The 24,704-nt window shown below is 70.9% G+C and carries 24 protein-coding genes; 15 read left to right on the forward strand and 9 right to left on the reverse strand.

Going from position 1 to position 24,704, the window contains the following annotated elements; genetic code table 11:
- Window position 1: 1 nt before the first annotated feature.
- A complete protein-coding gene (locus tag K5S26_RS00095; protein ID WP_221854856.1) occupies window positions 2-1,546 on the forward strand; it encodes a tripartite tricarboxylate transporter permease in 1,545 nt (514 codons plus the stop codon).
- Window positions 1,547-1,609: 63 nt separating this feature from the next.
- Here K5S26_RS00095 and K5S26_RS00100 read toward each other — a convergent pair whose 3' ends face one another.
- The 4 genes from K5S26_RS00100 to K5S26_RS00115 all read right to left on the reverse strand — a co-directional run bounded on the left by K5S26_RS00100 (window position 1,610) and on the right by K5S26_RS00115 (window position 6,680).
- Complete coding sequence (locus tag K5S26_RS00100; RefSeq protein ID WP_221854858.1) at window positions 1,610-2,506, reverse strand: SDR family oxidoreductase; 897 nt, start codon at window positions 2,504-2,506, stop codon at window positions 1,610-1,612.
- Window positions 2,507-2,557: 51 nt separating this feature from the next.
- Window positions 2,558-4,369 carry a glycoside hydrolase family 15 protein gene (locus tag K5S26_RS00105; protein WP_221854860.1) on the reverse strand — a complete coding sequence of 604 codons (1,812 nt, stop codon included), beginning with the start codon at window positions 4,367-4,369 and terminating at the stop codon, window positions 2,558-2,560.
- A 207-nt stretch (window positions 4,370-4,576) separates the two neighbouring features.
- Complete coding sequence (locus tag K5S26_RS00110; protein ID WP_221854862.1) at window positions 4,577-5,248, reverse strand: potassium channel family protein; 672 nt, start codon at window positions 5,246-5,248, stop codon at window positions 4,577-4,579.
- A complete protein-coding gene (locus tag K5S26_RS00115; RefSeq protein WP_221854864.1) occupies window positions 5,241-6,680 on the reverse strand; it encodes a TrkH family potassium uptake protein in 1,440 nt (479 codons plus the stop codon). The genes K5S26_RS00110 and K5S26_RS00115 overlap by 8 nt, the downstream gene beginning before the upstream one ends.
- Window positions 6,681-6,796: 116 nt before the next feature.
- On the opposite strand from K5S26_RS00115, the gene K5S26_RS00120 reads away from it, so the two are divergent.
- Window positions 6,797-7,210, forward strand: a complete 414-nt coding sequence (locus K5S26_RS00120) for an ArsR/SmtB family transcription factor (RefSeq protein ID WP_221854866.1) — start codon at window positions 6,797-6,799, stop codon at window positions 7,208-7,210.
- 33 nt (window positions 7,211-7,243) lie between these two features.
- Here the strand turns inward: K5S26_RS00120 and K5S26_RS00125 are convergent, their stop codons facing one another.
- Entirely contained in the window at window positions 7,244-8,533 is a 1,290-nt protein-coding gene (locus K5S26_RS00125; RefSeq protein ID WP_308122702.1) for a LuxR C-terminal-related transcriptional regulator, read from the reverse strand.
- Window positions 8,534-8,706: 173 nt separating this feature from the next.
- Between K5S26_RS00125 and fdhA the strand changes: the two genes are divergently transcribed.
- The 7 genes from fdhA (at window position 8,707) to K5S26_RS00160 (ending at window position 12,013) form a co-directional block, all read left to right on the forward strand.
- The gene (gene fdhA / locus K5S26_RS00130) at window positions 8,707-9,927 is read left to right on the forward strand and encodes a formaldehyde dehydrogenase, glutathione-independent (RefSeq protein ID WP_221854868.1); all 1,221 of its coding nucleotides are present in this window, start codon (window positions 8,707-8,709) and stop codon (window positions 9,925-9,927) included.
- Window positions 9,928-9,986: 59 nt separating this feature from the next.
- Window positions 9,987-10,391 (forward strand): GlcG/HbpS family heme-binding protein, encoded by a 405-nt coding sequence (locus K5S26_RS00135; RefSeq protein WP_221854870.1) that lies wholly within the window; start codon window positions 9,987-9,989, stop codon window positions 10,389-10,391.
- 194 nt (window positions 10,392-10,585) lie between these two features.
- Window positions 10,586-10,777 carry a helix-turn-helix domain-containing protein gene (locus tag K5S26_RS00140; RefSeq protein WP_221854872.1) on the forward strand — a complete coding sequence of 64 codons (192 nt, stop codon included), beginning with the start codon at window positions 10,586-10,588 and terminating at the stop codon, window positions 10,775-10,777.
- A gap of 127 nt (window positions 10,778-10,904) precedes the next feature.
- Window positions 10,905-11,003: a 30S ribosomal protein bS22 gene (locus K5S26_RS00145; RefSeq protein ID WP_003792170.1), complete on the forward strand. Its 99-nt coding sequence runs from the start codon at window positions 10,905-10,907 to the stop codon at window positions 11,001-11,003.
- 120 nt (window positions 11,004-11,123) lie between these two features.
- Window positions 11,124-11,417 (forward strand): rhodanese-like domain-containing protein, encoded by a 294-nt coding sequence (locus K5S26_RS00150; protein WP_221854874.1) that lies wholly within the window; start codon window positions 11,124-11,126, stop codon window positions 11,415-11,417.
- 1 nt (window position 11,418) lies between these two features.
- Window positions 11,419-11,694 (forward strand): glutaredoxin family protein, encoded by a 276-nt coding sequence (locus K5S26_RS00155; RefSeq protein WP_221854876.1) that lies wholly within the window; start codon window positions 11,419-11,421, stop codon window positions 11,692-11,694.
- 16 nt (window positions 11,695-11,710) lie between these two features.
- Window positions 11,711-12,013 carry a Dabb family protein gene (locus tag K5S26_RS00160; RefSeq protein WP_221854878.1) on the forward strand — a complete coding sequence of 101 codons (303 nt, stop codon included), beginning with the start codon at window positions 11,711-11,713 and terminating at the stop codon, window positions 12,011-12,013.
- Between the two features lie 4 nt (window positions 12,014-12,017).
- Here the strand turns inward: K5S26_RS00160 and K5S26_RS00165 are convergent, their stop codons facing one another.
- Window positions 12,018-13,688, reverse strand: coding sequence for an FAD-binding dehydrogenase (locus K5S26_RS00165; protein ID WP_221854880.1), 1,671 nt, complete (start codon window positions 13,686-13,688; stop codon window positions 12,018-12,020).
- A gap of 37 nt (window positions 13,689-13,725) precedes the next feature.
- Window positions 13,726-15,510, reverse strand: coding sequence for an aspartate--tRNA ligase (aspS, locus tag K5S26_RS00170; protein WP_221854881.1), 1,785 nt, complete (start codon window positions 15,508-15,510; stop codon window positions 13,726-13,728).
- A 164-nt stretch (window positions 15,511-15,674) separates the two neighbouring features.
- Between aspS and K5S26_RS00175 the strand changes: the two genes are divergently transcribed.
- Window positions 15,675-16,340 (forward strand): DedA family protein, encoded by a 666-nt coding sequence (locus K5S26_RS00175; RefSeq protein ID WP_221854882.1) that lies wholly within the window; start codon window positions 15,675-15,677, stop codon window positions 16,338-16,340.
- Window positions 16,341-16,431: 91 nt separating this feature from the next.
- Here K5S26_RS00175 and K5S26_RS00180 read toward each other — a convergent pair whose 3' ends face one another.
- On the reverse strand, window positions 16,432-17,520 hold the full coding sequence (locus K5S26_RS00180; protein WP_221854883.1) for a type I restriction endonuclease: 1,089 nt from the start codon (window positions 17,518-17,520) through the stop codon (window positions 16,432-16,434).
- A gap of 106 nt (window positions 17,521-17,626) precedes the next feature.
- A complete protein-coding gene (locus K5S26_RS00185; RefSeq protein WP_221854884.1) occupies window positions 17,627-19,627 on the reverse strand; it encodes a hypothetical protein in 2,001 nt (666 codons plus the stop codon).
- Window positions 19,628-19,694: 67 nt separating this feature from the next.
- On the opposite strand from K5S26_RS00185, the gene K5S26_RS00190 reads away from it, so the two are divergent.
- Genes K5S26_RS00190 through ccsB form a run of 5 tightly spaced genes read left to right on the forward strand, consistent with a single transcriptional unit; the run spans window position 19,695 to window position 24,606 of the window.
- Window positions 19,695-20,339, forward strand: coding sequence for a histidine phosphatase family protein (locus tag K5S26_RS00190; RefSeq protein ID WP_221854885.1), 645 nt, complete (start codon window positions 19,695-19,697; stop codon window positions 20,337-20,339).
- 54 nt (window positions 20,340-20,393) lie between these two features.
- On the forward strand, window positions 20,394-21,050 hold the full coding sequence (locus tag K5S26_RS00195; protein ID WP_308122703.1) for a TlpA family protein disulfide reductase: 657 nt from the start codon (window positions 20,394-20,396) through the stop codon (window positions 21,048-21,050).
- Between the two features lie 28 nt (window positions 21,051-21,078).
- Window positions 21,079-21,843, forward strand: coding sequence for a cytochrome c biogenesis CcdA family protein (locus tag K5S26_RS00200; RefSeq protein WP_221854886.1), 765 nt, complete (start codon window positions 21,079-21,081; stop codon window positions 21,841-21,843).
- Window positions 21,824-23,551, forward strand: a complete 1,728-nt coding sequence (gene resB, locus K5S26_RS00205) for a cytochrome c biogenesis protein ResB (RefSeq protein ID WP_221854887.1) — start codon at window positions 21,824-21,826, stop codon at window positions 23,549-23,551. Before K5S26_RS00200 ends, resB begins: the two co-directional genes overlap by 20 nt.
- Before the next feature lie 44 nt (window positions 23,552-23,595).
- Window positions 23,596-24,606, forward strand: a complete 1,011-nt coding sequence (ccsB, locus tag K5S26_RS00210; RefSeq protein ID WP_221854889.1) for a c-type cytochrome biogenesis protein CcsB — start codon at window positions 23,596-23,598, stop codon at window positions 24,604-24,606.
- Window positions 24,607-24,704 lie beyond the last annotated feature (98 nt).

Here is a 24,704-nt window from a genome sequence, read left to right on the forward strand (position 1 = left end):
CATGGATGCTCTTCAGCTCCTCGGCGAGGGCTTCGCCGGCGCGCTCACCCCCGCCAACCTGCTCTGGGTGCTCGTGGGGTGCCTCCTCGGCACGGCCGTCGGCGTCCTCCCCGGGCTCGGGTCGTCGATGGCGGTGGCGCTTCTGCTCCCCGTCACCTTCTCGCTCGACCCCACGGCGGCGTTCATCATGTTCGCCGGCGTCTACTTCGGCGGTCTCTTCGGCGACTCGACCATGGGCATCCTGATGAACACCCCGGGTCAGGCGTCGGCCATCGCCTCGACGTTCGAGGGGCACCGGATGGCGCTGAACGGCAGGGCGGCGCAGGCACTCGCCACCGCCGCGATCGGAGCCTTCATCGGCGGCTTCATCGCCTCCATCGTGGTCGTCTTCGTCGCGCCCGCCCTCGCCGACTTCTCGAGCCGGTTCGGGCCGGCGGAGTTCTTCGCGCTCGCGGTGTTCGCGTTCGCCGCCACCTCCTCGGTCGTCACCGACAACGTCGTGAAGGGCCTCACGTCGCTCTTCATCGGCCTGGGGATCGCGGTGATCGGCGTCGACGGCGTCTCGGGCGCCCCGCGGTTCACGATGGACTCGCCGAACCTGTTCGACGGGATCTCGCTCGTCACCGTGACGGTCGCGATCCTCGCGCTGGGGGAGGTGATCTACGTCGCCTGTCTCGAACGGCACGCCACCGACAAGCCGCTCATCCGTCCCTCGGGCCGTCCATGGCTGAGCCGGCGCGAGCTCAAGGAGGCGGCACCGGCATGGTTCCGTGGCACGGCGATCGGGCTGCCGTTCGGCGTGGTGCCCGCCGGCGGCTCGGAGATCCCGACCTTCCTCGCCTACGGGCTGGAGAAGCGGCTCGACGCGCGCCGCAAGGAGCCCATGTTCGGCAAGGGAGCCATCCGCGGTCTCGCCGCCCCCGAGGCGGCGGGCAACTCGACGACCGGCATGGCGATGGGAGCGCTGCTCGCGCTCGGCCTCCCGATCTCGGCGACGGCCGCGATCATGCTCGCGGCGTTCCGGCAGTACGGGCTGCAGCCCGGCCCGCTGCTGTTCGACCGCGCGCCCGACCTCGTCTGGTCGCTGCTGACGAGCTTCTTCATCGCGATGGTGGTGCTGCTGATCCTGAACCTGCCGTTCGCGATGCTGTGGGCCAAGCTGCTGCTCATCCCGCGCCCGTACCTGTACGCCGGCATCACGGTGTTCTGCGCGCTGGGCATCTACGCCACGTCGGGGTCGACGTTCGACCTGCTCATGCTGCTCGGCGTCGGGCTGCTCGGGTTCCTGATGCGAGCGCTCGACTTCCCGCTGGCGCCGCTCATCATCGGCATGGTGCTCGGGCCGCTCGCCGAGACGAGTCTCCGGGACGCCGCCATGAGCGCGAACGGCGACTTCTCGGTCCTCGTCCACGGGCCCATCGCGATCACGCTGTACGCGCTGCTCGCGGTCGTGCTGGTGTTCTCGATCCGCAACCGGATCGTCGCCCGCTCGCGTGCACGCGCCGCCGCGGAGGACACGGCGGACGCCGAGCCGGTGTCGCGCTGACGACGGGTGCCGAGAGGCCCCGCGCTCCTTCGAGCGCGGGGCCTCTCCTCCTGCCGGGCGAGGTCAGGGGGTCGGCATGCCGCCGTTGACGTTGAGCGTCTCGCCGATCACGTAGCTCGACTCCGCCGAGGCGAGGAAGACGTAGGCGGGCGCGAGCTCGGCGGGCTGGCCCATGCGGCCGAGCGGGGTGTCCTCGCCGAACTGCGCCACCTTCTCCTGCGGCTGGCCGTCCGAGACCTGCAGCGGCGTCCAGATGGGCCCGGGCGCCACGGCGTTGACGCGGATGCCCTTCGGTGCCAGCTGCTGGCCCAGCGCCTTCGTGAACGCGTTGATGGTGGCCTTCGTCGAGGCGTAGTCGACCAGGATGTCCGACGGCGAGTAGGCCTGGATCGACGTGGTGTTGATGATGGCGGCGCCGCCCGGAAGGTGCGGGACGGCGGCCTTGGTGATCCAGAACATCGCGTCGACGTTCGTCGTGAACGTGTCGTCGAACTGCTGGTCGTCCAGGGTCGTGATGTCCTCGTTGAAGACCTGCTTCCCGCCGTTGTTCACGACGATGTCGAGGCCGCCGAGGCCTTCGACCGTCTTGGCGACGAGGTCGCGGCAGTAGTCCTTGCTGCGCAGGTCGCCGGGGAGGGCGAGGACGGTCACGCCGGCGTCCTCGAGGATGCCGGCGATGCGCGCGGCGTCCTCCTCCTCTTCCGGCAGGTAGGACATGGCGACGTCGGCGCCCTCGCGGGCGAAGGCGATGGCGGTCGCGGCGCCGATGCCGGAGTCGGCGCCCGTGATCAGCGCCTTGCGGCCCTGCAGCCGCCTGGTGCCCCGGTAGCTGTCCTCGCCGAGATCCGCCTTCGGCGTCAGGTCGGCGTCGAGGCCCGGCTCGGGCTGGTGGCCCTTCTGGGGCTCGATGTGGGCGTACAGCTCGGCCGGGTTGGTGAACGTGTACTGGTCGCGTGCCATGGTGCTCTCCTCTGGTGATGGATGGTCTTCGGTCTCGGCGCGGGGAGCCGCTCAGAGCCGGTCGGCGTCGTCGCCGACCAGCTCGCGGATCAGGAGCGCCGAGCGGATCAGCGCGAGGTGGCTCAGCGCCTGCGGCAGGTTTCCGAGGAACGACCCGTCGGCCGGCTCGATCATCTCGGCGAACATGCCGACGTCGTTGCCGGTCGTGACGAGCTCGTCCATCGCGGCGACGCCCTCGTCGTGCCGCCCGACGCAGACGAGCGCCGCGGCGCGCCAGAAGCTGCAGGCCACGAAGGTCGCCTCCTCCTCGCGCATGCCGGTGTAGCGGTACAGGTGCGGGCCCTCTCCGAGCTCGCCCGTCAGCGCGTCGATCGTGCGCGACATCCGCTCGCCCCGGTCGAAGCCGCTGAACGCGTGGAGCAGCACCGACGCGTCGAGGTCTCGGCTTCCCTGTGCCATGACGTACGCGCCGCGAGACTCCGACCAGCCGTGCTCGTCGACCCAGGCGCGGACGAGCTCTGCCTCCGCCTCCCACCGGGCGCTGCTGCCCGGCACCTGGCCCAGCTCGGCGAGGTGCGCCGCGTCGCGGAGCGCCTGCCAGCAGCCCATCTTGGACGAGGTGTAGTGCCGCACCTCCGGCAGCTCCCACATGCCCGAGTCGGGGTTCCGCCACAGGTCGCACACCTTGTCGGCGAACATCTCGAGCATCCGGCCGGTGGCCACGTCGAGCGCGTTTCCGGCGTCCACGTAGGCCCGGCAGATCGCGAAGAGGTCTCCGTACACGCCGAGCTGCAGCTGACCGTGGGCGGGGTTGCCCGTGACGACCGGGCCGATGCCCCGCCAGCCGGGCACGTCGTACTTCCGGACGCCGTCGTCCAGGCCCCCGTCGAGCGTGTACATGACGTGCAGGTCGGGACCGTTCTCCCGGATGGTGCGCAGCAGCCACGAGATCGCCGCGTGCGTCTCCTCGCGCAGCCCGAAGCCGATCAGCGCCTCGAGGGTGTACGCGAGGTCGCGCACCCACGCCAGCCGGTAGTCCCAGTTCTTGCCGCCCTCGAGGCTCTCCGGCAGCGACGTCGTCGCGGCCGCGGCTATCGCTCCGGTGGGGCTGTGGATGAGCAGCTTGAGCATGAGGGCGCTGCGCTGCACGTGCGTGGCCCAGGGGCCGTCGTACGAGAACTCCTTCGACCACGTCCTCCAGGCGTCGACGGTGCGGTCGATGCCGCGGTCGACGTTGGCCGGGTCGGGGAAGTGGATGGGCTCGTCGTGCGTCCCGACGACGACGAGGAGGTGCCGGCTGCCCGGGGCGGTCCGGAACCCTCCGCCGAGCCCGGGGCCCTCGCCGTCGCCCGAGCCGACCGGCGAGGGGCCGTGCCCGGTGCCGGTCACGCCGATGGTGGTGAGACCGGAGCGCAGGATGCTGCGCCCCCCGCCGTCGTCGTACCAGGGCGCAGCCGTCTTGAGCGACGTGCCCGGCTGCACCCTCCAACGGAACTCGACCTCCCCGTCGAGTCCGTCGACACGGCGCGCCAGCTCGGCCCACGGCAGCCGCCCCGCGACGCCGGTGACGAGCGCGTCGGTCACGGTGGCCTGACCGGTCTCCGTCATGAAGGTGGTGATGAGCACGTTGGTGCGGGCGAGGTAGCGGCGTCGCACCTTGTAGTCGCCCACCGGCTCGAGCTCGATGCATCCGCCGGCGTCGTCGTCGAGCAGGCGCCCGAAGATGGGCAGGTCGTCGATGCCGGGCAGCGGCATCCAGTCGATCTGTCCGCGCATCCCGATGAGGGCCACCGTCCGCCCGTCGCCGATCGGCGCGTAGTCCCTCAGATCGTGGCCGGGCGCGTCGCTGGTGGGGTGCGGCATGGGGCGGGGCGTCTCCTCGACATCACCTCGGCGCAGGTCGTCCGAGGGCTTCGAGTCTCCCCGTCATCGCCCCCGGACCGGGAACGGTTGACACCCGCCGCCCGATGTGATGAGGTGCGCTGGCTCCGCGGCCGGCCCGCCGAAGGGGCACCTCTCAGCCGCCTCGCGGAACCGGCCGACGCGCCAAGGAGGCGTCCTGCGCCCGCGTCAGCGGTCGAGGCCCGCGAACCGCTCCACGTCGACGTTCGTGCCGGAGACGATGATCAGGTCGTGATTGGTGACGATCGTGTTCGCCTCCGCGTACCGGAACGGCTTGCCGGGGCTCTTCACGCCCACCACCGTCACGTTGTACTTGGTGCGCACTCCCGAGTCGTTGAGGCCGACCCCGCGCACGAACTTCGGCGGGTACATCTTCGCCAGCACGAAGTCGTCGTCGAAGCGGATGAAGTCGAGCATTCGGCCGCTGACCAGGTGCGCGACGCGTTCGCCGGCCTCGCGCTCCGGGTAGATGACGTGGTTCGCGCCGACGCGGGCGAGGATCTTGCCGTGCGACTGCGAGACCGCCTTCGCCCAGATCTGCGGCACCTTCAGGTCGACCAGGTTCGCGGTGATCAGCACGGACGCCTCGATGCTCGAGCCGACCGCGACCACGGCGACCTGGAAGTCCTGCGCGCCGATCTGCTTGAGCGACTCGATGTTGCGCGCGTCGGTCTGCACCGTGTGGGTGACGCGATCCGACCACTTCTGCACCAGGCCGAGGTCCTCGTCGATCGCGAGCACGTCGCGGTCGAGCCGGTCCAGCTCGCCGGCGCACGCCGCGCCGAAGCGTCCGAGCCCGATCACGAGCACCGGGGCGTCGCTGCGGATCTGCTCAACCAACGATCGGCCTTTCGACGGGCAGCGAGTACAGCTGCGACCGGGACGTCGCGGCGACCGCCGCGGCGAGAGTGACTGTACCAACGCGGCCCATGAAGATCGTGGCCGCCATCACGTAGGAGGCCGAATCCGGCAGCTCGGCGGTGAGGCCGGTGGAGAGGCCGACGGTGGCGAACGCGGAGATGACGTCGAACAGGACGTCCGAGATCGGCGCCTTGGTGATCTGGGCGATCACGATCGTGGCGAGCGCGACGATCGTGGCGCCCCAGGCGAGCACCGCCACCGCCACGCGCTGCACGTCGCTGGGGATGCGGCGCCCGAACGCCTCCACGCTCTGACGCCCCTTGGCCTCCGACCACACTGCGAGGGCGAGCACCGCCAGCGTGGTCACCTTGATGCCGCCGGCCGTCGACGCCGACCCGCCGCCGACGAACATCAGCATGGAGCCGACGACCAGCGACGATCCGTTCAGCTCGCTGATGTCGACGACCGAGAACCCGCCGGAGCGCGTCATCGCCGACAGGAAGAACGCTTGGAAGGTCGTGTCCCACGCGTCGCGCGACCCGAGCGTGCCCGGGTTCCCGTACTCGAGGATCAGGAAGGCGCCGGCGCCGAGCACGAAGAGGATGACCGTGGTGACGAGCGTGAGCTTCACGTGCAGCGCCCAGCGGCGTGGCTCGAGCAGCTGCTTGGAGAGCGCGTAGATGACCGGGAAGCCGATGCTGCCGAGGAAGACGCCGCCCATCAGCACCGTCATGAAGAAGTAGTCGTGCTGGAACGCCTCGAGGCCCCGGTCGTTGAAGGTGAAGCCGGTGTTGGTGAACGCCATGGCCGCGTACTCGGGCGCCAGCCAGAGGGCGTCCAGCCAGCCGTAGCCCGCGCGCACGATCGGCAGGTACAGCAGCACCGCCACACCGGCCTCGATGATGATCGTCGACAGGGCGACGGTCCGCAGCAGCTGGCCGACCTCGCCGAGTCGCACGGTCTGGCTCTCGCTGACGGGACCGCCGTGCGAGCGCAGCGGGTTCGAGTCGCCGGCGGCGATCAGCTTCGCCCTCAGGCCGAGGCGCTTCGACACGATCAGCCCCAGCATGGACGCCAGCGTGAGCGCGCCCATCCCGCCGATGTTGACGCCCACGAAGATCAGCACCTTGCCGAACGGCGACCAGTGGGACGCCATCTCCACCGTCGACAGGCCTGTCACGCAGATCGTGGAGACCGCCGTGAAGAGCGCGTCCGACAGCGGGGTGACCTGCCTGTCGCTGGCGGCGATCGGCAGTGACAGCAGCGCCGTGAAGATGAGGATCAGCGTCGCGAAGACGAGGATCGCGAATCGCGACGGAGAGGACGTCGCGAAGTCGCGGAAGAACCCGCCCACTCCGCGGCCGAAGCGGTTCCATGCCTCTCGCGGCACGGACGACGCGGTCGGCGCCATGCATCCCCCTTCGATGAGCCGCCGATGGTCGGTCGGCCGTCCCCGCAGCCGGACATGCCGGCGCTCCGGGGCCGCGTGACATGGTACTCCCGCGCGCGCCGGGCTACCCTATGCCCATGGCGGACATCTTCGACGTGATCGCGGACGGCACCAGGCGCGAGATCCTGCAGCTGCTGTTGAGGCGCTCGTCGGAGGGAGACACCGGCACCAGCGTGTCGCAGATCGTCGCCGACCTCGGTGTCAGCCAGCCGACCGTGTCGAAGCACCTGAAGGTGCTGCGCGAGTCGGAGCTGGTGTCGGTCCGGGAAGAGGGCCAGCACCGCTTCTACAGCCTGTCGCCCGCGCCGCTCGAGCAGGTGGACGACTGGCTCGTGCCGTTCTTCGTCGAGGAGGGCGACTTCGATGACGTCGCCGAGCTCGGCGCGGCCCAGCTCCCCGAGTCCGCCGCCCGTGCCGCCGAGGCCGTCGGGCGCGCCGCCGCGTCGGCGAAGAACGTGGTGCAGTCGGCGCTCAAGCGTCTCGGCGCATAGCCTTCCGCCGCGCGTGAGCCGCGCGGCATGCGTTCACGAGAGCGAGCTGCCGTGCTCCGCCGCGACGGCCGCCGCGATCGCCTCGGCGCGCGAGGAGACCCCGAGCGCACGGAACACGTTCGAGGTGTGGAACTTGACGGTGTTGACGCTGATCCCCAGCGTCTCCGCGATCGCGTCGTTGCGCCAGCCCTGCACCATCAGGTCGAGCACCTCGCTCTCGCGGTCGCTGAGGGAGGGCAGCGCGTGCGCCGAGCCGTGCGCGATCGGCGGATCCAACGGGATGACGACCGACAGCTCGGTGCCCCATCCCGGCGTCGGCTCGATCGAGATCCGGCCGTGCATCGCGACGACCCGCTGCTGAAGCGGCTGCAGCAGGGCGTCGTCGGCCGTCAGCGTGCCGGGGCCGTCGTCGCGCATGTCGATCAGCAGGTTGGCGCCGTCGCAGTCCCACTGCACCCGCACCCGGCGTGCGGTCGGCTGCTCGATCAGGGCGAGCACCGCGCCGCGGACCACCGCGCGGGCGCCGTGTGCGATCTCGGGCGGCAGGGGGCGGCCGTCGACGGGCGGCTCGACGAGCTGCACGTCGATGTCGCGATGCCGCGTCAGCGGTCGCAGGTCGTCGCGGAGGCGCTGGAAGGCCTGGGTGACGGGCTCCTCGTCGAAGGTGCGGAGGCGGTCGGTGGCGGTGTGCAGCTGCACGACGGCGTCGGCGGCGAGGCGGATGGCGGCGTCGCGCGCGCCGCGGTCGGACAGCCTGCGGGAACGCAGCGCCGACAGGATCGACTCGAGGCTCGCGAGGTGGAGGTCGGTGAGCTCGTCGATCGCCTGCGTGCGGATCGCCATCGCGGTGCGCGAGAGGTGGAGGAAGCGCGGCGACGCCTCTCGTGCCGCGCGGTGCAGCAGCTGCGCGGCGATGCGCCAGAGGGCGAGGGCGAGGTCGTCGGCCTCCGAGGCCGCGGCGGGGTCCACCGCGAGCAGCAGCTCGCCGGAGTCGGCGCGCGCGGCCCACGTGCCGTGGATCGCCCCGTCGATGAAGAGCCTGCCGCGCGCGCAGCTGGCGGGCTCCAGGCGGTCGCGCACGCCGATCAGCTCGCCCAGCGGGATCGCCCCGATGAGCGACGGCGTGCCGGATCCCGGGTGCGGCACGGCCACGCGGTCGTCGGCCAGGATCGTGACGGCGGCGTTCGGAAGCAGCCCGGACAGCACGTCCGACAGGACCACGGCGATGTCCTCGCTGCGAGCGGCGAGGACCTGCAGCACGCTGCCGAGGAACGCGTCCTGGTCGTCGATGCCCAGGCGCGACCGTGCCTCGTCGCCCGCCACGTCGTCATGCTAACGGCGCGCATCGCGTCGCGTCACTACCCGTTCGGGTAGCCGGGCCCACCCTCGCCGGTGGTGCGGCCGCCTCGTCGCGCGCGTGACGATGGGCGCGGTGCCGTCACCCAGGCGCCGTCACCGGGCGACCGGCTCGGGACTCTGCTGACCAGGAGGCAAAGATGCCATCGAACAGGGCTGTCGCATACAAGGGCCCCGGCAAGGTCGAGGTGATCGACATCGACTATCCCACCTTCGAGTTGAAGGACGGCCCGGGCGTGAACCCGGCCAACGTGGGGCGCAAGCTGCCGCACGCGGCGATCATCCGCACGATCGCCACGAACATCTGCGGGTCGGACCAGCACATGGTGCGCGGTCGCACCACGGCTCCGGTCGACCTCGTGCTCGGCCACGAGATCACCGGCGAGGTCGTCGAGGTCGGTCCCGGCGTGGAGTTCGTGAAGGTCGGCGACATCGTCTCGGTGCCGTTCAACATCGCGTGCGGCCGCTGTCGCAACTGCAAGAGCGGCAAGACGGGCATCTGCCTCAACGTCAACCCCGACCGGCCGGGCAGCGCCTACGGCTACGTCGACATGGGCGGATGGGTCGGCGGACAGGCGAACTACGTGCTCGTGCCGTACGCCGACTGGAACGCGCTCGTCTTCCCCGACCGCGATCGCGCGCTCGAGAAGATCCTCGACCTCGCGCTGCTGTCGGACATCTTCCCGACCGGCTTCCACGGCGCGGTGACGGCGGGGGTGGAGGTCGGCTCGACCGTCTACATCGCCGGCGCGGGCCCGGTCGGCCTCGCTGCCGCGGCCGGCGCGCAGCTGCTCGGCGCGGCGGTGGTGATCGTCGGCGACCTGAACGACGAACGGCTGGCGCAGGCCCGCAGCTTCGGGTGCGAGACCGTGAACGTGGGAGAGGGCGCCGTGCCCGACCAGCTCGAACAGCTCCTCGGGGTGCCCGAGGTCGACGCCGCCGTCGACGCGGTCGGCTTCGAGGCGCGCGGACACGGTCACGGCGCGAAGGCGGAGGAGGCGCCGGCGACGGTGCTGAACTCGATCTTCGACATCACCGCCGCGGGCGGCGCGGTCGGCATCCCCGGTCTGTACGTCACGGGGGACCCCGGTGGCGTCGACGAGGCGGCGCGGCGCGGTTCGCTGTCGCTGAGCCTCGGCACCGCGTGGGCCAAGTCGCTGTCCTTCACCACCGGCCAGTGCCCCGTCATGCGGTACAACCGGCAGCTCTCGCAGGCGATCCTGCACGACCGCGTCCAGATCGCGAAGGCGGTCAACGCCACGGCCATCCCGCTCGAGGACGCCCCTCAGGGGTATGCCGAGTTCGACGCGGGAGCGGCGACGAAGTACGTCCTCGACCCCAACGGCTACCTCGGCGTCTGAGCGTCGGCCATGATCGCCGGCTCCACGCAGCCGGATCCCACGAAAGGAAGGCATCCCACATGAGCTCCCTCACCCTCGCCGACGCCCGCACGATCATCGCCGCCGCCGAGGCTCGCGCGACGGAGATCGGCCAGCCGATGAACATCGCCGTCGTGGACGGCGGCGGAAACCTGATCTCGCACGTCCGTCAGGACGGCGCGTGGATCGGCAGCATCGACATCTCGATCAGCAAGGCGTGGACGTCGCGCGCCTTCGACATCCAGACGAAGGACCTGGGCGAGAACTCCCAGCCGACTCAGCAGTTCTTCGGCATCCACACCACCAACGGCGGCAAGGTCGCGATCTTCGCCGGCGGGGTCCCGTTGCTGCGCGACGGAGTGGTCGTCGGCGGGCTGGGCGTGAGCGGCGGCTCGGGCGAGCAGGACCAGACGGTCGCGGAGGCGGGCGCCGCGGCGCTCGGCTGACCCGGACGAGGCCGGCGCGGCACGGCCGCGCACGGACGCCTCCCCGTCGCCCGCGCGCGTGGCGCGCGTCGGGCCGACGGGGAGGTTTTCCGCGCCATGACGCGCCTCGTCACACCGGCAACAGAGGTCACGCGGGTTTACATCCGACCCGGAAACCCCCTAAAGTGAACTCCAGCTCAAGAGGGGGAGGCCCTGTGCCCGAGATGCCGGACGTGCGGTTCCTGACCGTCGCCGAGGTCGCAGACATCATGCGCGTGTCGAAGATGACGGTCTACCGTCTCGTCCACGCGGGTGAGCTCCCCGCCGTGCGCTTCGGGCGCAGCTACCGCGTGCCGGAGTCGGCCGTGACCGCGGCCCTGCAGCGCCCGATCGCCGACGTCGGTTGAGCGACTCCGCCCTCTCGTCTGCTGTGCGGGCGGCATAGGGTAAACTGTCCCGAAGGCACGCTTCCGCTGTGCCCGATCCCGGACGCCGCATGCTCGACGTCCAACCCCCTGACATTGTGAGGTTTCCGTGGGTTCTGTCATCAAGAAGCGCCGCAAGCGCATGGCGAAGAAGAAGCACCGCAAGCTGCTTCGCAAGACTCGCCACCAGCGCCGCAACAAGAAGTAAGCGGACGCAGCCAGTGACGCCGGCCCCGATCGGGCCGGCGTTCTTGGTATCCGAGGGCCTTCTGCGCGCGGCGTACCCGCCGGCTCGCCTTCGGCTCGATCAACGACCAGTATGGGATGCATGAACGAGATCTCGGTCCAGGACCTTCACGCCCGCCAGGATGTGCCGCTCGTCGACGTCCGCGAGGTGCACGAGTTCGACGCCGGCCACGTGCCGGGTGCGATCAACATCCCGATGTCGCAGCTGAGCGAGCGCGTGGGCGACCTCCCGGCCGAGCCGTTCGACGTGATCTGCGAGCTCGGCGGACGTTCGGGACGCGTGGTCGAGGCGCTGAGCGAGCGCGGCTACGAGGTGACGAACGTCGCCGGCGGCACGAGCGCGTGGCGCGAGGCCGGCTACGCCGTCGAGCAGTGACGTGACCGCGCTCACCCTGATCGGGAAGCCCGACTGCCACCTCTGCGATGTCGCGCGGGACGTGATCGACCAGGTGCTCGCCGAGCTCCCCGACGACGTCGCCGACGCGGTCGAGGTGCGCGAGGCCTCCATCCAGGACGACCCTGCCCTGTTCGATCAGTGGTGGGAGAAGATCCCGGTCGTGCTCATCGACGACCGACTGCACGGCCACTGGCGCGTCGCTCCCGACCGCCTGCGCGCCGCGCTGCTCGACGCGGCTGCGACGCAGACCGCCTGACCGATCGGAGACCCTGATGATCCGCCACATCGTGCTGTTCCAGCTCGCCTCGACCGACCCCGCCGAGCGCGCCGAGCAGTTCGCCGAGTCCCGCCGTCGCGTGCGCGCCCTCGTCGGCGTCGTGCCGGGGGTGCGCGAGCTCGACGTGCACGCCAACGCCCTGGACGACGATCGCAACGCCGACATCGCGATCGTCGGCGACTTCGACGACCTCGCGGCCGTCGAGGCGTACGCGACGCATCCGGCTCACGTGGAGGTCATCGAGTACATCGCCTCGATCCGCACGGACGTGCGCGCGGCGATCGACTTCGAGGTCTGAGCGCTCAGACCTCGCTCGCCGCGGCTCGACCGGCGGTGCGGCCCGAGAAGAGGCACCCTCCGAGGAACGTTCCCTCCAGCGCGTTGTAGCCCATCATCCCGCCGCCGCCGAAGCCGGCCACCTCGCCCGCGGCGTACAGGCCGGAGATCGGCGTGCCCGAACCGTCCGTCGACGGCACCAGGCAGCGGCCGCGGAGATCGGTCTCGAGGCCGCCGAGGGTCTTGCGCGACAGGATGTGCAGCTTCACCGCGATGAGCGGGCCCGCCTTCGGATCGAGGATGCGGTGCGGTCGCGCGGTGCGGATCAGCCTGTCGCCGCGGTAGTTCCGCGCGCCGCGGACGGCGGTCACCTGGGCGTCCTTCGAGAACGGGTTGGCGATCTCCCGGTCGCGTTCCTCGATGATCCGTCGCAGCGAGGCCTCGTCGAGCTCGGGCCCCTCCGGGTCGAGGCGGGCCAGCCTGTTCATCCCGGCGACGAGGTCATGCAGTTCGTCGGCGACGACGAAGTCCTCGCCGTGCTCCTTGAACGCCTCGACCGGGCCCGGCGCGCCCGACCTCAGCCGCTGCAGCAGCAGCCGGAGGTCGCGGCCGGTCAGGTCCGGGTTCTGCTCGGAGCCCGACAGGGCGAACTCCTTCTCGATGATCCGCTGGGTCAGCACGAACCACGAGTAGTCGTGGCCCGTGCCCCGCAGGTGCCTCAGCGTGCCGAGGGTGTCGAAGCCCGGATGGTAGGGAGCGGGCAGCCTTCGGCCGGCGGCGTCCAGCCACAGCGACGACGGGCCCGGGAGGATCCGGATGCCGTGATTCGCCCAGATCGGGTCCCAGTTGCGGATGCCCTCGACGTAGTGCCACATCCGATCGGGATTGATGACGCTGGCGCCGGAGTCCTGCGTGATCCGCAGCATGCGACCGTCGACGTGAGCGGGCACGCCGCTCACCATCGTGCGCGGGGGAGCGCCGAGCCGCTCCGGCCATGCCGCGCGCACGAGGTCGTGGTCGCCGCCGATGCCGCCGGACGTCACGATCACCGCCCCGGCGCCGAGCTCGAACTCGCCGATCTCTGCCCGGCTGGAGGCACGCCCTCGCTCGACGGCGCTCGTCTCGAGCACGGCTCCGCGCACGCCGGTGACGGCGCCGTCGGTGACGACCAGCGCGTCGACCCGATGGCGGAAGGCGAGACGGATGCGGCCCGACTGCGCGTGCGCGCGCACCCGCCGCTCGAACGGCTCGACCACGCCGGGCCCGGTGCCCCAGGTGATGTGGAAACGCGGCACCGAGTTGCCGTGCCCGCCGGCGGTTCCGTCGCCCCGCTCCGCCCAGCCGACGACCGGGAAGATCCGATGGCCCATCTGGCGCAGCCATGCGCGCTTCTCGCCCGCGGCGAAGTCGAGGTAGGCGTCGGCCCACGCGCGCGGCCACCGGTCCTCCGGGCGGTCGAACTGCGCGGATCCGAACCAGTCCTGTCGTGCGAGCTCGAGCGAGTCGCGCACGCCCATGCGGCGCTGCTCGGGGCTGTCGATCAGGAACAGCCCGCCGAGACTCCAGAAGGCCTGCCCGCCGAGGCTCTGCTCGCCCTCCTGGTCGACCAGGATGACGCTCCTGCCGGCGTCGGCGGCCTCAGCGGCGGCTGCCAGGCCCGCCAGCCCAGCCCCGACGACGACGATGTCCGCATCCACGAGGCGAGGCTACCGCGCGCGGCGGCGGCGTGCGGCGTCAGGCGTCGGCGGGCTCGGCCTCGGGCTCGGCGTCCACGCCCGCCTCGGCACGCTGCTCCGGCGTGATCGGGGCCGGAGCCTCGGTCAGCGGGTCGAAGCCGCCGCCCGACTTCGGGAACGCGATGACCTCGCGGATCGAGTCGGTCTTCGTCAGGTGCTGCAGCACGCGGTCCATGCCGAGCGCGATGCCGCCGTGGGGCGGGGCGCCGAACTTGAAGGCGTCGAGCAGGAAGCCGAACTTCTCCTGCGCCGCCTGCTCGTCGATGCCCATGATCTTGAACACCCGCTTCTGGACGTCCTCGCGGTGGATGCGGATGGACCCGCCGCCCAGCTCGGAGCCGTTGCAGACGATGTCGTACGCGTAGGCGAGGGCGGATCCCGGGTCGGTGTCGAACGTGTCCTCGAACTCGGGCTTGGGGCCCGTGAAGGCGTGGTGCACCGCCGTCCACTCACCGGCTCCGACGGCCACGTCGCCAGAGGCGACCGCGTCGCCCGCGGGCTCGAACATCGGCGCGTCGACGACCCAGGTGAACGCGAAGGCGTCCGGGTCGAGCAGGTCCAGGCGCCGGCCGATCTCGACGCGTGCGGCGCCCAGAAGGGCGCGCGAGGCCTTCGTGGCGCCGGCGGCGAAGAACGCGCAGTCGCCGGGCTGGGCGCCCACGAGCTCGGCGAGGCCCGCCTGCTCGGCCTCGGAGAGGTTCTTGGCGACCGGCCCGCCGAGCGTGCCGTCCTCGTTGAACAGCACGTACGCGAGGCCGCGGGCGCCGCGCTGCTTCGCCCACTCCTGCCACGCGTCGAGCGTCTTGCGGGGCTGGCTCGCGCCGCCCGGCATCAGGACGGCGCCGACGTACTCCGACTGGAACACCCGGAACGGGGTGTCGCGGAAGTAGTCGGTCGCCTCGACGAGCTCGAGGCCGAAGCGCAGGTCGGGCTTGTCAGAGCCGTACTTCGCCATCGCGTCGGCGTAGGTGATGCGGGGCAGCGGCGTCTGCACGTCGACGTCGATCGTGGCCCACATGGCCTTGATGACGTCCTCCATCATCTCGATGACGTCCTCCTGGTCCACGAAGCTCATCTCGATGTCGAGCTGCGTGAACTCCGGCTGACGGTCGGCCCGGAAGTCCTCGTCGCGGTAGCAACGGGCGATCTGGTAGTACTTCTCCACGCCGCCGACCATCAGCAGCTGCTTGAACAGCTGCGGGCTCTGCGGCAGCGCGTACCAGCTGCCGGGGTGCAGGCGCGCCGGCACGAGGAAGTCGCGCGCGCCCTCGGGCGTCGAGCGGGTCAGGGTCGGGGTCTCGACCTCGACGAACTCACGCTCGTGCAGGACGTCGCGGATCGCCTTGTAGACCTGCGAGCGCAGGCGGAGCGCGCTCGCCGGTCCCTGGCGGCGCAGGTCCAGGTAGCGGTGCTTGAGCCGGGCCTCCTCGCCGATCGGGTCGGCGTCCGCGCCCCCCGAGACCTGGAAGGGCAGCGGTGCGGACTCGTTCAGCACCTCGACGTCGTTCGCGACCAGCTCGATCTCGCCGGTCGGGAGGTTCGGGTTCTCGTTGCCGGCGGGACGACGGCCGACCTCGCCGGTGACCTTCAGCACGAACTCGCTGCGCAGCGGGTGCGCAACGGCCTCGTCGCGGATGACCACCTGGGCGATGCCCGAGGCGTCGCGCAGGTCGATGAACGCCACCCCGCCGTGATCGCGACGGCGGTCGACCCAGCCCGTGAGGGTGACGGTCTGACCGATGTGCTCGGCGCGCAGAGAGCCGGCGGTGTGGGTGCGAAGCACGAGGAGTCCTCCTGGGGCGTGACGGAACTCGCCAAGTCTACGTGGCCGGGCCCGGCCCACCGCGGGCCGGCACGGCACCCAGGGGATCGAGAGGACGTGCCGGTAGCGTCGAGGCGGACCTCGCACGATGATCGACGCACGCCGACCGAAAGGCCCCTCCCCGCATGACGACCGAGACGACGGCCGCCGACGGATCCTGGCTCTCCGCGCTGGTGGATGCAGTCGTAGGGCTGATGGACGTGATCGGCCCTTACGGCGCCGGCGTGGCGATCGCCGCCGAGAACCTGTTCCCGCCGCTGCCCAGCGAGGCGATCCTGCCGATGGCCGGTCTCGCCGCCTCGCGCGGATCCTTCGCGCTCTGGGAGGCGATCCTGTGGACGACGGTCGGCTCGGTCGTCGGTGCTCTGCTGCTCTACGGCCTCGGCGCGTGGTTCGGGCTGGAGCGCCTGCGCTGGGTCGCGGGCAAGCTGCCCCTGGTGAAGGTCGACGACGTCGATCGCACGGTGGCCTGGTTCGAGAGGCACGGCGGGAAGGCGGTGTTCTTCGGCCGGTTCGTCCCGATCTTCCGCAGTCTGATCTCGATACCGGCAGGCGTGGTGCACATGCCCCTGTGGCGGTTCACGCTGCTCACCGCCGCGGGGAGCCTGATCTGGAACACGATCTTCGTGCTCGTCGGCTGGTATCTCGGCGAGTCCTGGCACATCGTCGAGCAGTACATGGACGTCTTCCAGAACATCGTCATCGCTGTCGTCGTGATCGCCGTGGTCTGGTTCGTGGTCGCGCGGGTCGTCGCCATCCGCCGCGAGCGGCGGGACCCCGCCGCCGAGTGAGCCGCCCCGCCTCGCTGGCGGACGCCCGGGTCAGTCGTCGGTGACTATTACGGCTCAGCGGAACGATCAGGCCGCTCGATCGTGGTTCGGCTCAGTCCTCGTATGCGCGCACGCGTTCACGGATCGCGCCGGCGAAGCGGTAGATGTCGTCCAGGGCGTCGATCGGCTCGCGCGTCTCGTTCTTGTCGGCGTCGAAGAGACCGATGTACTTCTGACTCTTGCCGTTGAAGTGCAGTCGAGCGATCGGCTTGCGATTGTTGTCGTCCAGCAAGATGGCGAAGTAGGACTTCGCGTCGCGATGAGCGATGCGCTGCGGCTTGACCTCACTGCACGCGATCGCCTTGACGATCTGGTATCCCTCCAGCTCTTCGAGAGTCGTCTCGATCTCGGTGTCACGGTCGAGGTCCGCTTCGGCGACCGGAGGGCTGGACACCGCCTCCGCCGGTGCCGCCTCCACGGCGCTGTATCCACCTGCGCCGAGCGCGGTCTTGAGTCTGTCGTTCACCTGGTCACTGAGGAACTGCTTCAGTGCTTTCTGGACGAGCGGACGGAATTGGTCACGCACCTTCTGGGTGAACGACCCGTCGTACACCTTCGATGTGAGGTACTTGACCCATTCCGGCGCTGGTTCTCTGAAGTCTTCCGCGATGGAACGTTTGATGGCGCCGACGTACTTGAGCTCCTCCGCGGCATTGACGATCGACTCGAGGTCGAAGTTCTCCTTCGTCAGCTTCTTGAGCTCGGGCACCAGCGATTCGTCGAGGTCAGCGAGATCGAGGACGAGGAACGGCTTCGAGTCCATGCGGTTAGGTGCGTCGAGGTCCGTGTAGAAGTGATACACCTCCCCGTTCGTGAGAACGGCGATGCGCGCGTTGGTGACCGCGAAGTAACGGTAGAGCTGCGACGCATGCTCGATCTTGAGGCTCGAGAGCTTGCACTCGATCAGCATCTGGACCTCGCCGTCGCGGAGGATGGCGTAGTCGATCTTCTCGCCCCGTTTGATGCCGACATCTGCTGTGAACTCAGGCACGACCTCCATCGGATCGAACACGTCGTAGCCCAGGACCGAGGAGATGAAAGGCATGATGAAAGCCGTCTTCGTGGCTTCCTCTGTCTTGATCGCGTTCTTCTGGTTCTCGACCTTGAGAGCGAGCGCGTTCAGTCGTTCCGTGAATTCCATAGCGTGCGTCCTTTTCCGAAAGAGTCGGGATAGGAGTATGTCTATCCCTATTCGAGGACATATGTGAAGAACGCCTCGCCGAAGGCCGTCTGGCGAGGTGCCCGGGTCAGTCGTCGGTGAGGGCGGTGGCGATCGCCTCGACGGCGGCGATTGCCTCCGACATGCGCCACTGGGCGGGGTCGTCTCCGCTGGTCGTCGTGACGGCGATGCGGTAGCCGGGCAGCCACGACTCCAGCTCGAGCCCGGTGGGGACGTAGGCGCCGACCACGAAGCCGCCCGCGGCGTCCAGCACGTCCGACTCCTGGAGGCCGAGCTCGCCGGCGCTGGCCTCTGTGCGGCGGCGCGTCACCTCGTCGGCGTCGGCGTTCTCGTGCGACACCCACACCTGCACGTACGACGGCAGGTCGGCGTCGTCGATGGAGCGCCCCTCCTCGGCGGACCACCCGCAGGCCACGCGGCCGGTGCCCGACGCGGAGATGCCCCGCAGCGTGTGGAAGCCGCCGGAGACCGGGGCGGTCAGCGTGAACAGGTCTTCGCAGGACAGCAGCGCCAGGCCGAGGCCGGCCAGGGCCTCGACGGGCGCGAGAGCCGCGTCGGGGTCGGGCCAGAGGTCGGGCAGCTGCGCCGCGAAGCGCGCCCGCTCGTCCGGGCTGCACGAGGCGAGGGGAGCGACGGCGTCCGCCGCGTCCGTGCGCCAGCCCGGCAGGTCGGCGAGGGACGAGGCTTCGGCCGCCTCGGGACGGCCGGCGAGCACCGCGTAGAGGGCCGAGGCGTCCGACTCCGCGTCCGTGCACGTCGGCGTCCACGACCCTAGGTCGCCGCCGCCTCCGCTCGGCAGCACCGCCCATGACGCGCCGCCGAGGGGCGACGCCGAGGCCGCGATGAGCGCCTCCGACCGCGCGGCCGCGATCTCGTCGAACGCGCCCGCGGCGGCGACGCGGATCGCGGCGGCGACGGCGCGCTCGCCCTGCGTGTCCGCGGCGGACTCCTCGCCGGCTCCGGCGTTCTCGGAGAGGGTGCCCGACGCGTCCGAGTCGGGATCGGTGAGGTCCTGGGCGCAGGCGGTGAGGGTCAGCCCCAGCGCGGTCACCGATGCGGCGTCGGCGAGCGGGGCGGGGCCCGCGACGCAGCCCGACAAGGTCTCGACCAGGGCCGAGACGTGCCGGTCGGACACCTCGCCGAACGACACGTGGGCCGAGAACGCCGACAGCAGGTCGAGCGCCGCCGTCCGCGTGTCGATCCGGGCGGATGCTCGGCCGGCCTCGTCGATGCCCGTCGCGACCTCGGCGCCGGGAGGCAGGAGGACGGTGCCGTCGTCGTCGACCAGCCCGGCGGCCGTCTGCCAGAAGGCTGTCAGCGACGAGTCCCGCGTCACCCAGTCGAACGCCTCGTCTCCGTCGAGCGTCAGCACGCGGGCGGTGTCGTCGCGGTTCACCGTGCGGACGGTCAGCACGTCGTCCCGGTGGGCCTCCCGGCAGGCGGCGATCGCCGACTCCGGTCGCGCCGCGTCCGGGTCGGCGAAGGCACCGGCCCACGACGGCAGCGCCGCATCGGTGCACGACGGCGCCGCGGCGTCCTGATCCTCCGCGTCGGCGATCGTCTGGAGCACCGGCGCCGCCCACGACACGATCCCCGGCTCGGTCGCCGCCACGGTCAAACGGCCGTCCTCGACGGAGACCGGATCGGGCGACGGGCGCCACACGCGCAGATCGCGGTCCCACCGGACGGCGGTCGCGGCCGAGGCCGCCGCGGACGACAGGTCGGAGACGTCCCACGACAGCGAGGCGGGCTGCGACAGCACCGTCGGCGTCTCGATCCGCACCGGCGTCCCGAACAGCTCGCGGGCGATCCCCGAGTCGGCCTCTCCGAGGGGATCGCCCACGGTGATGTTCGCGGCGTTCGCCCGCACCGCGTCGCGCGGCACGTCGATCGACACGTGAGCGGCGGACCACCGGTCCCCCCGCTCGTCGACCTGCGTCGTGCGGGCATCGGCGAACGAAGGGGCGGGATCGCGCCGTGCCTCCCCGTCCTGCGGCTCCGGCACGCAGGCGGCGAGCCCGAGCACGAGCGCCGCCGCCGTCACGCACGCGGCGGCGCGCCGCGTCATCCGCACCCGTATCGACCTCACCCGACCACGCTAACCGCGTCGACGGCGCTCTCCGTAGGATGGGAGCGTGTCGGCCGAACGGATCCACCTCGTGCGTCACGGCGAGGTCTACAACCCCGGTCGTGTGCTCTACGAACGCTTGCCCGGATTCCGGCTCAGCGACGACGGGCGCCGCATGGCGCTGGCCGCCGCGGAGCACGTGCGCGGCCTCGAACGGCCCGTCGGCGCGCTGCTCTGCTCGCCCCTGCAGCGCACGCAGGAGTCGGCCGAGCCGTTCGCCGAGCTGTTCGGCCTCGAGCCGCGGCTCGACGAGCGGGTCATCGAGCCGACCAACGTCTTCGCGGGGATGCGGATGAGCCGTGCCCTCCGCAAGCCGTGGAACTGGTACCACCTGCGTCGCCCGGCACTGCCCAGCTGGGGCGAGCCGTATGCGCAGGTGGTCGAGCGGATGCGCGCCGCGCTGGACGAGGTGTGGCACGCGACGCCTGCCGAGGGCGAGGGGGCGGGCGACGTCGTCATCGTCTCCCACCAGGCGCCGATCTGGCTCACCCACCTCTCGGTCGCCGGCCTGCCGCTGCAGCACGATCCCCGGACGCGCCGGTGCGCGCTGTCGAGCGTGACCTCGTTCGAGCGCGTGGGCGACGTGTGGCGCGAGGTGTCCTACGCCGAGCCGGCGCAGACGCAGGGCGCGGTCGACGTCGGCGCGGTCTGAGCGCATTCGGCTCGCGCACAGCCCCGCCATAGGCGGAAACGTAGAATCGGGGGCGTGCCTCCCGTCGCCCGCCCCGCCGCTCGACCGCCCGTCCGAGGCTCGCGCCGGGCCGCCGGTCGAGGCGCTCGCCGGGCCGGCGCCGCGCTGATCTCCGTGCTCGCGGTCGCACTCGCCGGATGCTCCGCCGACCCCGTCACGCAGCAGTACCTCGAGGGCGGCAACTCCGGCTACATCGCCGGAGAGTACGCCGTGGACGAGATCGCGCCGGCAGAGCGCGACGAGCCGGTCGTATGGTCGGGCACCACCGAGGACGGCGAGCCGCTGTCGAGCGAGGACGTCGCCGGAAAGGTCGTCGTCGTCAACTTCTGGTACGCCGAGTGCGGCCCCTGCATCGTCGAGGCCCCCGACCTCGAAGCGGTGTGGCAGGACTTCCAGGGCGAGGACGTGCAGTTCGTGGGCGTCAACATCAGCAACGGCGCCGAGACGGCACGGGCGTTCGCCCGCGACAACGGCGTGACCTACCCCAGTCTCATCGACGCGCAGGACGCCACGGTGAAGCTCGCGTTCGCATCCGTGACGTCCGTGAGCGCGACCCCGACCACGCTGGTGCTGGATCGCGAGGGGCGCGTCGCGGCGCGCATCCTCGGTCCGATCAAGGGCGCATCGATCCTGTCGACGCTCGTGAAGGACATGCTCGAGGAGACCTCGTGATGCCATCGCGCGCCGACGGGGCGGGCGCGTGAACCCCGGGGCGCTCGTCGTCGACGGCGCGCTGTGGGCGGCGATCCCGATCGCCCTGCTCGCCGGGCTGATCTCCTTCCTGTCGCCGTGCGTGCTCCCGCTCGTGCCCGGGTACCTCGGCTACATCTCCGGCTCGGTCTCGCCGCGCGGCACCGGCTCGGACGCGCTCGCCGGACGCGGCCGCCTGCTCGGCGGGGTGCTGCTGTTCATCGCCGGCTTCACGCTGGTGTTCGTCTCGATCATCGTGCTCGGGGGCGTCGCGGGCGGTGCGATGAACCGCTTCTCGCTGCTCTACGGCGACATCGTGATGCGCGTGCTCGGCGCCGTCATCATCCTGCTCGGCCTCGTCTTCATCGGCTTCTTCGGCTTCGCCCAGCGCACCGCCAAGCTGCAGCTGCGCGGCAACCTCGGGCTCGTGGGGGCGCCCCTGCTGGGGATCGCGCTCGGCCTCGGCTGGGCACCGTGCATCGGCCCGACGCTCGCGGCGATCATGACGATCGCGTACAACCAGGGCGACGCCGGTCGTGCCGCCCTGCTCGGTCTCGCGTACTCGCTCGGACTGGGCCTTCCCTTCCTTCTCGTGGCGCTCGGCTTCGGCTGGGCGACGCGTTCGCTCACCTTCCTGCGCCGGCACGTGCGCGTCGTCAACATCGTCGGCGGCGTGCTGCTGGTCGTGCTCGGCACGCTGATGGTGTCGGGCGTGTGGAGCCTGATCATGACCCGCCTGCAGGGGGTGTTCTTGAATGTCCCGCTCCCGCTCTGACGAGAGGCCCGACACGAGCGCGAAGCGCGCTCGACCGAACGTCGCCCGCGACGGATCGGAGCCGTTGCGCCCGTCCGATCACGTCGACGGGGGAGGCGACGCCGACGGCGGCGTGAACCAGCCCGCGCTCGGCGTGGTGGGCTGGCTGCGCTGGGGCTGGCGCCAGCTCACGAGCATGCGCACCGCGCTGATCCTCCTCCTCCTGCTGGCGATCGCGGCGGTGCCCGGCTCGATCTTCCCGCAGCGGATGGCGAACCCGAACGGCGTGACGCAGTGGGAGTCGGAGAACCCCGACCTGTTCCCGGTGCTCGACGCGATCCAGCTGTTCGACGTCTACCAGTCGGCCTGGTTCTCGGCGATCTACATCCTGCTGTTCGTCTCGCTCGTGGGCTGCATCCTGCCCCGCACCAAGCACCACTGGAAGGCGCTGCGTGCTCGCCCGCCGCGCACGCCTGCCCGCCTCACACGCCTCGCCGACCATCTCGAGGAGCGCGTCGAGGGGGACGGCGACGACGCGGCCCATGCGGTCGACCTCGCCGAGGCGCAGCTGCGCTCCGCCGGCTACCGCGTCGAGCGGTACGACTCGCGCGGCTCGTTCTCGGTCTCGGCCGAGCGCGGCTACCTGCGGGAGACCGGCAACCTCGTCTTCCACGCCTCGCTCGTCGGCGTCCTGCTGGCGGTGGGCATCGGCGGCGGCTTCGCCTACACGGGGCAGCGCGTCGTCATCGAGGGGCAGACGGTCGTGAACGCGCTGATCGACTACTCGTCGATGAACCGCGGACGCTTCGTGTCCGACGACGCGCTCGCGCCGTACGCCATGCGTCTCGACTCGTTCGACGTGACCTACCAGCCGGTGGGCGAGAGCGGCGCGGGTCAGGCCGGCGACTTCTCGGCGAACGTGACGATCCGCGAGCCCGACGGCACGGACAGCGCCCAGTCGGTCCGGGTGAACCACCCCCTCGACGTGGACGGCGAGCGCGTCTACCTGCTCGGCAACGGATACGCGCCGACGGTGACGCTGCGCGACGCCGACGGCGAGATCCAGTACCAGGCGTCGGTGCCCTTCCTGCCGCAGGACGCCAACATGACCTCCCTCGGCGTCATCAAGGTGCCGGACGGCTTCGCCGAGCAGCTGGGGCTGGTCGGGTTCTTCTATCCCACCCAGCTCGAGGCCGGCAACGGCGCCTTCGCCTCCGTCTTCGGAGACCTGATCAACCCCGTCCTCACCCTCGACGTCTACTCGGGCGACCTGGGCATCGACGACGGCACCCCCCGCAACGTGTACACGCTCGATCCGACGGGCATGGAGAAGCTGACCGGGGTGGGCACCGACGTCGACTCGATCGAGCTCGCGCCCGGGGAGTCCGCCGACCTGCCGAACGGCATGGGCACCATCACGTTCGAGGACGAGACGCCCGAGGACGCCGACCTCGCCCAGGTGGGCCTGAGCGAGTCGGTCAAGCGGTTCGTGTCGCTGCAGAGCCACCGCGACGGCTCGGCCGTCTTCGTGCTCGCGTTCGCGGTGCTGGCGGTGCTCGGGCTGCTCACGGCGCTGTTCGTGCCGCGGCGTCGCGTCTGGGTGAAGGCGACGCCGGACGGGACCGGCATCCGGATCGAGTACGCGGCGCTGGCGAGGGGCGAGGACCCGACGCTGGCGGCGGCGATCGACGACATCCGCAGCCGCCACCTGCAGGCGCTGCGCGACTGACGAGTCTCAGGAAGCACGAGTTCGACGCGCAGTAGAATCGCCGCATGCATCCCGACGCGCTCACGATCGACGAGATCTCGCTGCTGTTGATCTGGACGGCGATCGCCGTGTACGCGCTGTCGTTCATGGCGTACGCGTTCGATCTGGCGCGGCGCTCGCAGCAGTCGCTGGAGCGTCAGGACGCGGCGCGACAGCTGGTCGGCTCCGCCGTCGGCGGCTCGTCGTCCCGCACCGCGTCGGGCGCGACCCTCAACGGCTCGTCGGCAGACGGCGCGGCGCCCGCGGAGAGGCGCTTCGTGATGGGCCGGATCGGCACGTCGCTCGCCGTGATCGCCTTCCTGCTGCACCTCGGCGGGACCGTCCTGCGCGGCATCGCCGCGGGGCGCGTGCCGTGGTCGAACATGTACGAGTTCGCCATGACCGGCACGCTGCTGATCACGGCGGTGTACCTGGGCGTGCTGTTCTGGCGCGACCTGCGCTTCCTCGGCACCTTCATGACAGGGCTCGTCACCGTCCTGCTGGGGGCGGCCACGCTGTCGTTCTACGTGCAGATCGTGCCGCTGATGGACCCGCTGAAGTCGGTCTGGCTGGTCATCCACGTGTTCGTCGCGTCGCTGGCGACCGCGTTCCTCGCCCTGGCGTTCGCGCTGTCGGTGCTGCAGCTGATGCAGGCGCGGCGGGAGCGCCTCGCGCTCGCCGCGGACGCCGAGCCCAAGCGCTCGTTCCTGCGGACGCTGCCGAGCGCCGAGGCGCTCGAGGGGCTGGCGTACCGCTTCGCGATCATCGGCTTCATCTTCTGGACGTTCACCCTCATCGCCGGCGCCATCTGGGCGCAGGACGCCTGGGGTCGCTACTGGGGCTTCGACACCAAGGAGGTCTGGACGTTCATCATCTGGGTCCTCTACGCCGGCTACATCCACGCCCGCGCGACGCGCGGCTGGCGGGGCACCCGCTCGGCGTGGCTGTCGATCGTCGGTTTCACCGCCGTGATCTTCAACTTCACCATCGTGAACATGTTCTTCGAGGGGCTGCACGCCTACTCCGGTCTGAACTGACCGAACCCGGACCACGCCGAGGCGGACGTCCCGATCCCGTGAGGGTCGGGGCGTCCGCCAGTCATCTGCAAGGACGCCCGCCCCCCGCGCCCGACACC

It is taken from the genome of Microbacterium marinilacus (genome assembly GCF_019753765.1).
GTDB lineage: Bacteria > Actinomycetota > Actinomycetes > Actinomycetales > Microbacteriaceae > Microbacterium > Microbacterium marinilacus.

What these genes read in the sequence shown, in the direction of transcription:
- K5S26_RS00180 (WP_221854883.1), bottom strand. Translation starts at nt 17,520, where the DNA reads ATGGAATTCACGGAACGACTGAACGCGCTCGCTCTCAAGGTCGAGAAC.
- K5S26_RS00105 (WP_221854860.1), bottom strand. Translation starts at nt 4,369, where the DNA reads ATGCCGCACCCCACCAGCGACGCGCCCGGCCACGATCTGAGGGACTAC.
- K5S26_RS00115 (WP_221854864.1), bottom strand. Translation starts at nt 6,680, where the DNA reads ATGGCGCCGACCGCGTCGTCCGTGCCGCGAGAGGCATGGAACCGCTTC.
- K5S26_RS00160 (WP_221854878.1), top strand. Translation starts at nt 11,711, where the DNA reads ATGATCCGCCACATCGTGCTGTTCCAGCTCGCCTCGACCGACCCCGCC.
- K5S26_RS00185 (WP_221854884.1), bottom strand. Translation starts at nt 19,627, where the DNA reads ATGACGCGGCGCGCCGCCGCGTGCGTGACGGCGGCGGCGCTCGTGCTC.
- K5S26_RS00150 (WP_221854874.1), top strand. Translation starts at nt 11,124, where the DNA reads ATGAACGAGATCTCGGTCCAGGACCTTCACGCCCGCCAGGATGTGCCG.
- fdhA (WP_221854868.1), top strand. Translation starts at nt 8,707, where the DNA reads ATGCCATCGAACAGGGCTGTCGCATACAAGGGCCCCGGCAAGGTCGAG.
- K5S26_RS00120 (WP_221854866.1), top strand. Translation starts at nt 6,797, where the DNA reads ATGGCGGACATCTTCGACGTGATCGCGGACGGCACCAGGCGCGAGATC.
- resB (WP_221854887.1), top strand. Translation starts at nt 21,824, where the DNA reads ATGTCCCGCTCCCGCTCTGACGAGAGGCCCGACACGAGCGCGAAGCGC.
- ccsB (WP_221854889.1), top strand. Translation starts at nt 23,596, where the DNA reads ATGCATCCCGACGCGCTCACGATCGACGAGATCTCGCTGCTGTTGATC.
- K5S26_RS00095 (WP_221854856.1), top strand. Translation starts at nt 2, where the DNA reads ATGGATGCTCTTCAGCTCCTCGGCGAGGGCTTCGCCGGCGCGCTCACC.
- K5S26_RS00175 (WP_221854882.1), top strand. Translation starts at nt 15,675, where the DNA reads ATGACGACCGAGACGACGGCCGCCGACGGATCCTGGCTCTCCGCGCTG.
- K5S26_RS00100 (WP_221854858.1), bottom strand. Translation starts at nt 2,506, where the DNA reads ATGGCACGCGACCAGTACACGTTCACCAACCCGGCCGAGCTGTACGCC.
- K5S26_RS00135 (WP_221854870.1), top strand. Translation starts at nt 9,987, where the DNA reads ATGAGCTCCCTCACCCTCGCCGACGCCCGCACGATCATCGCCGCCGCC.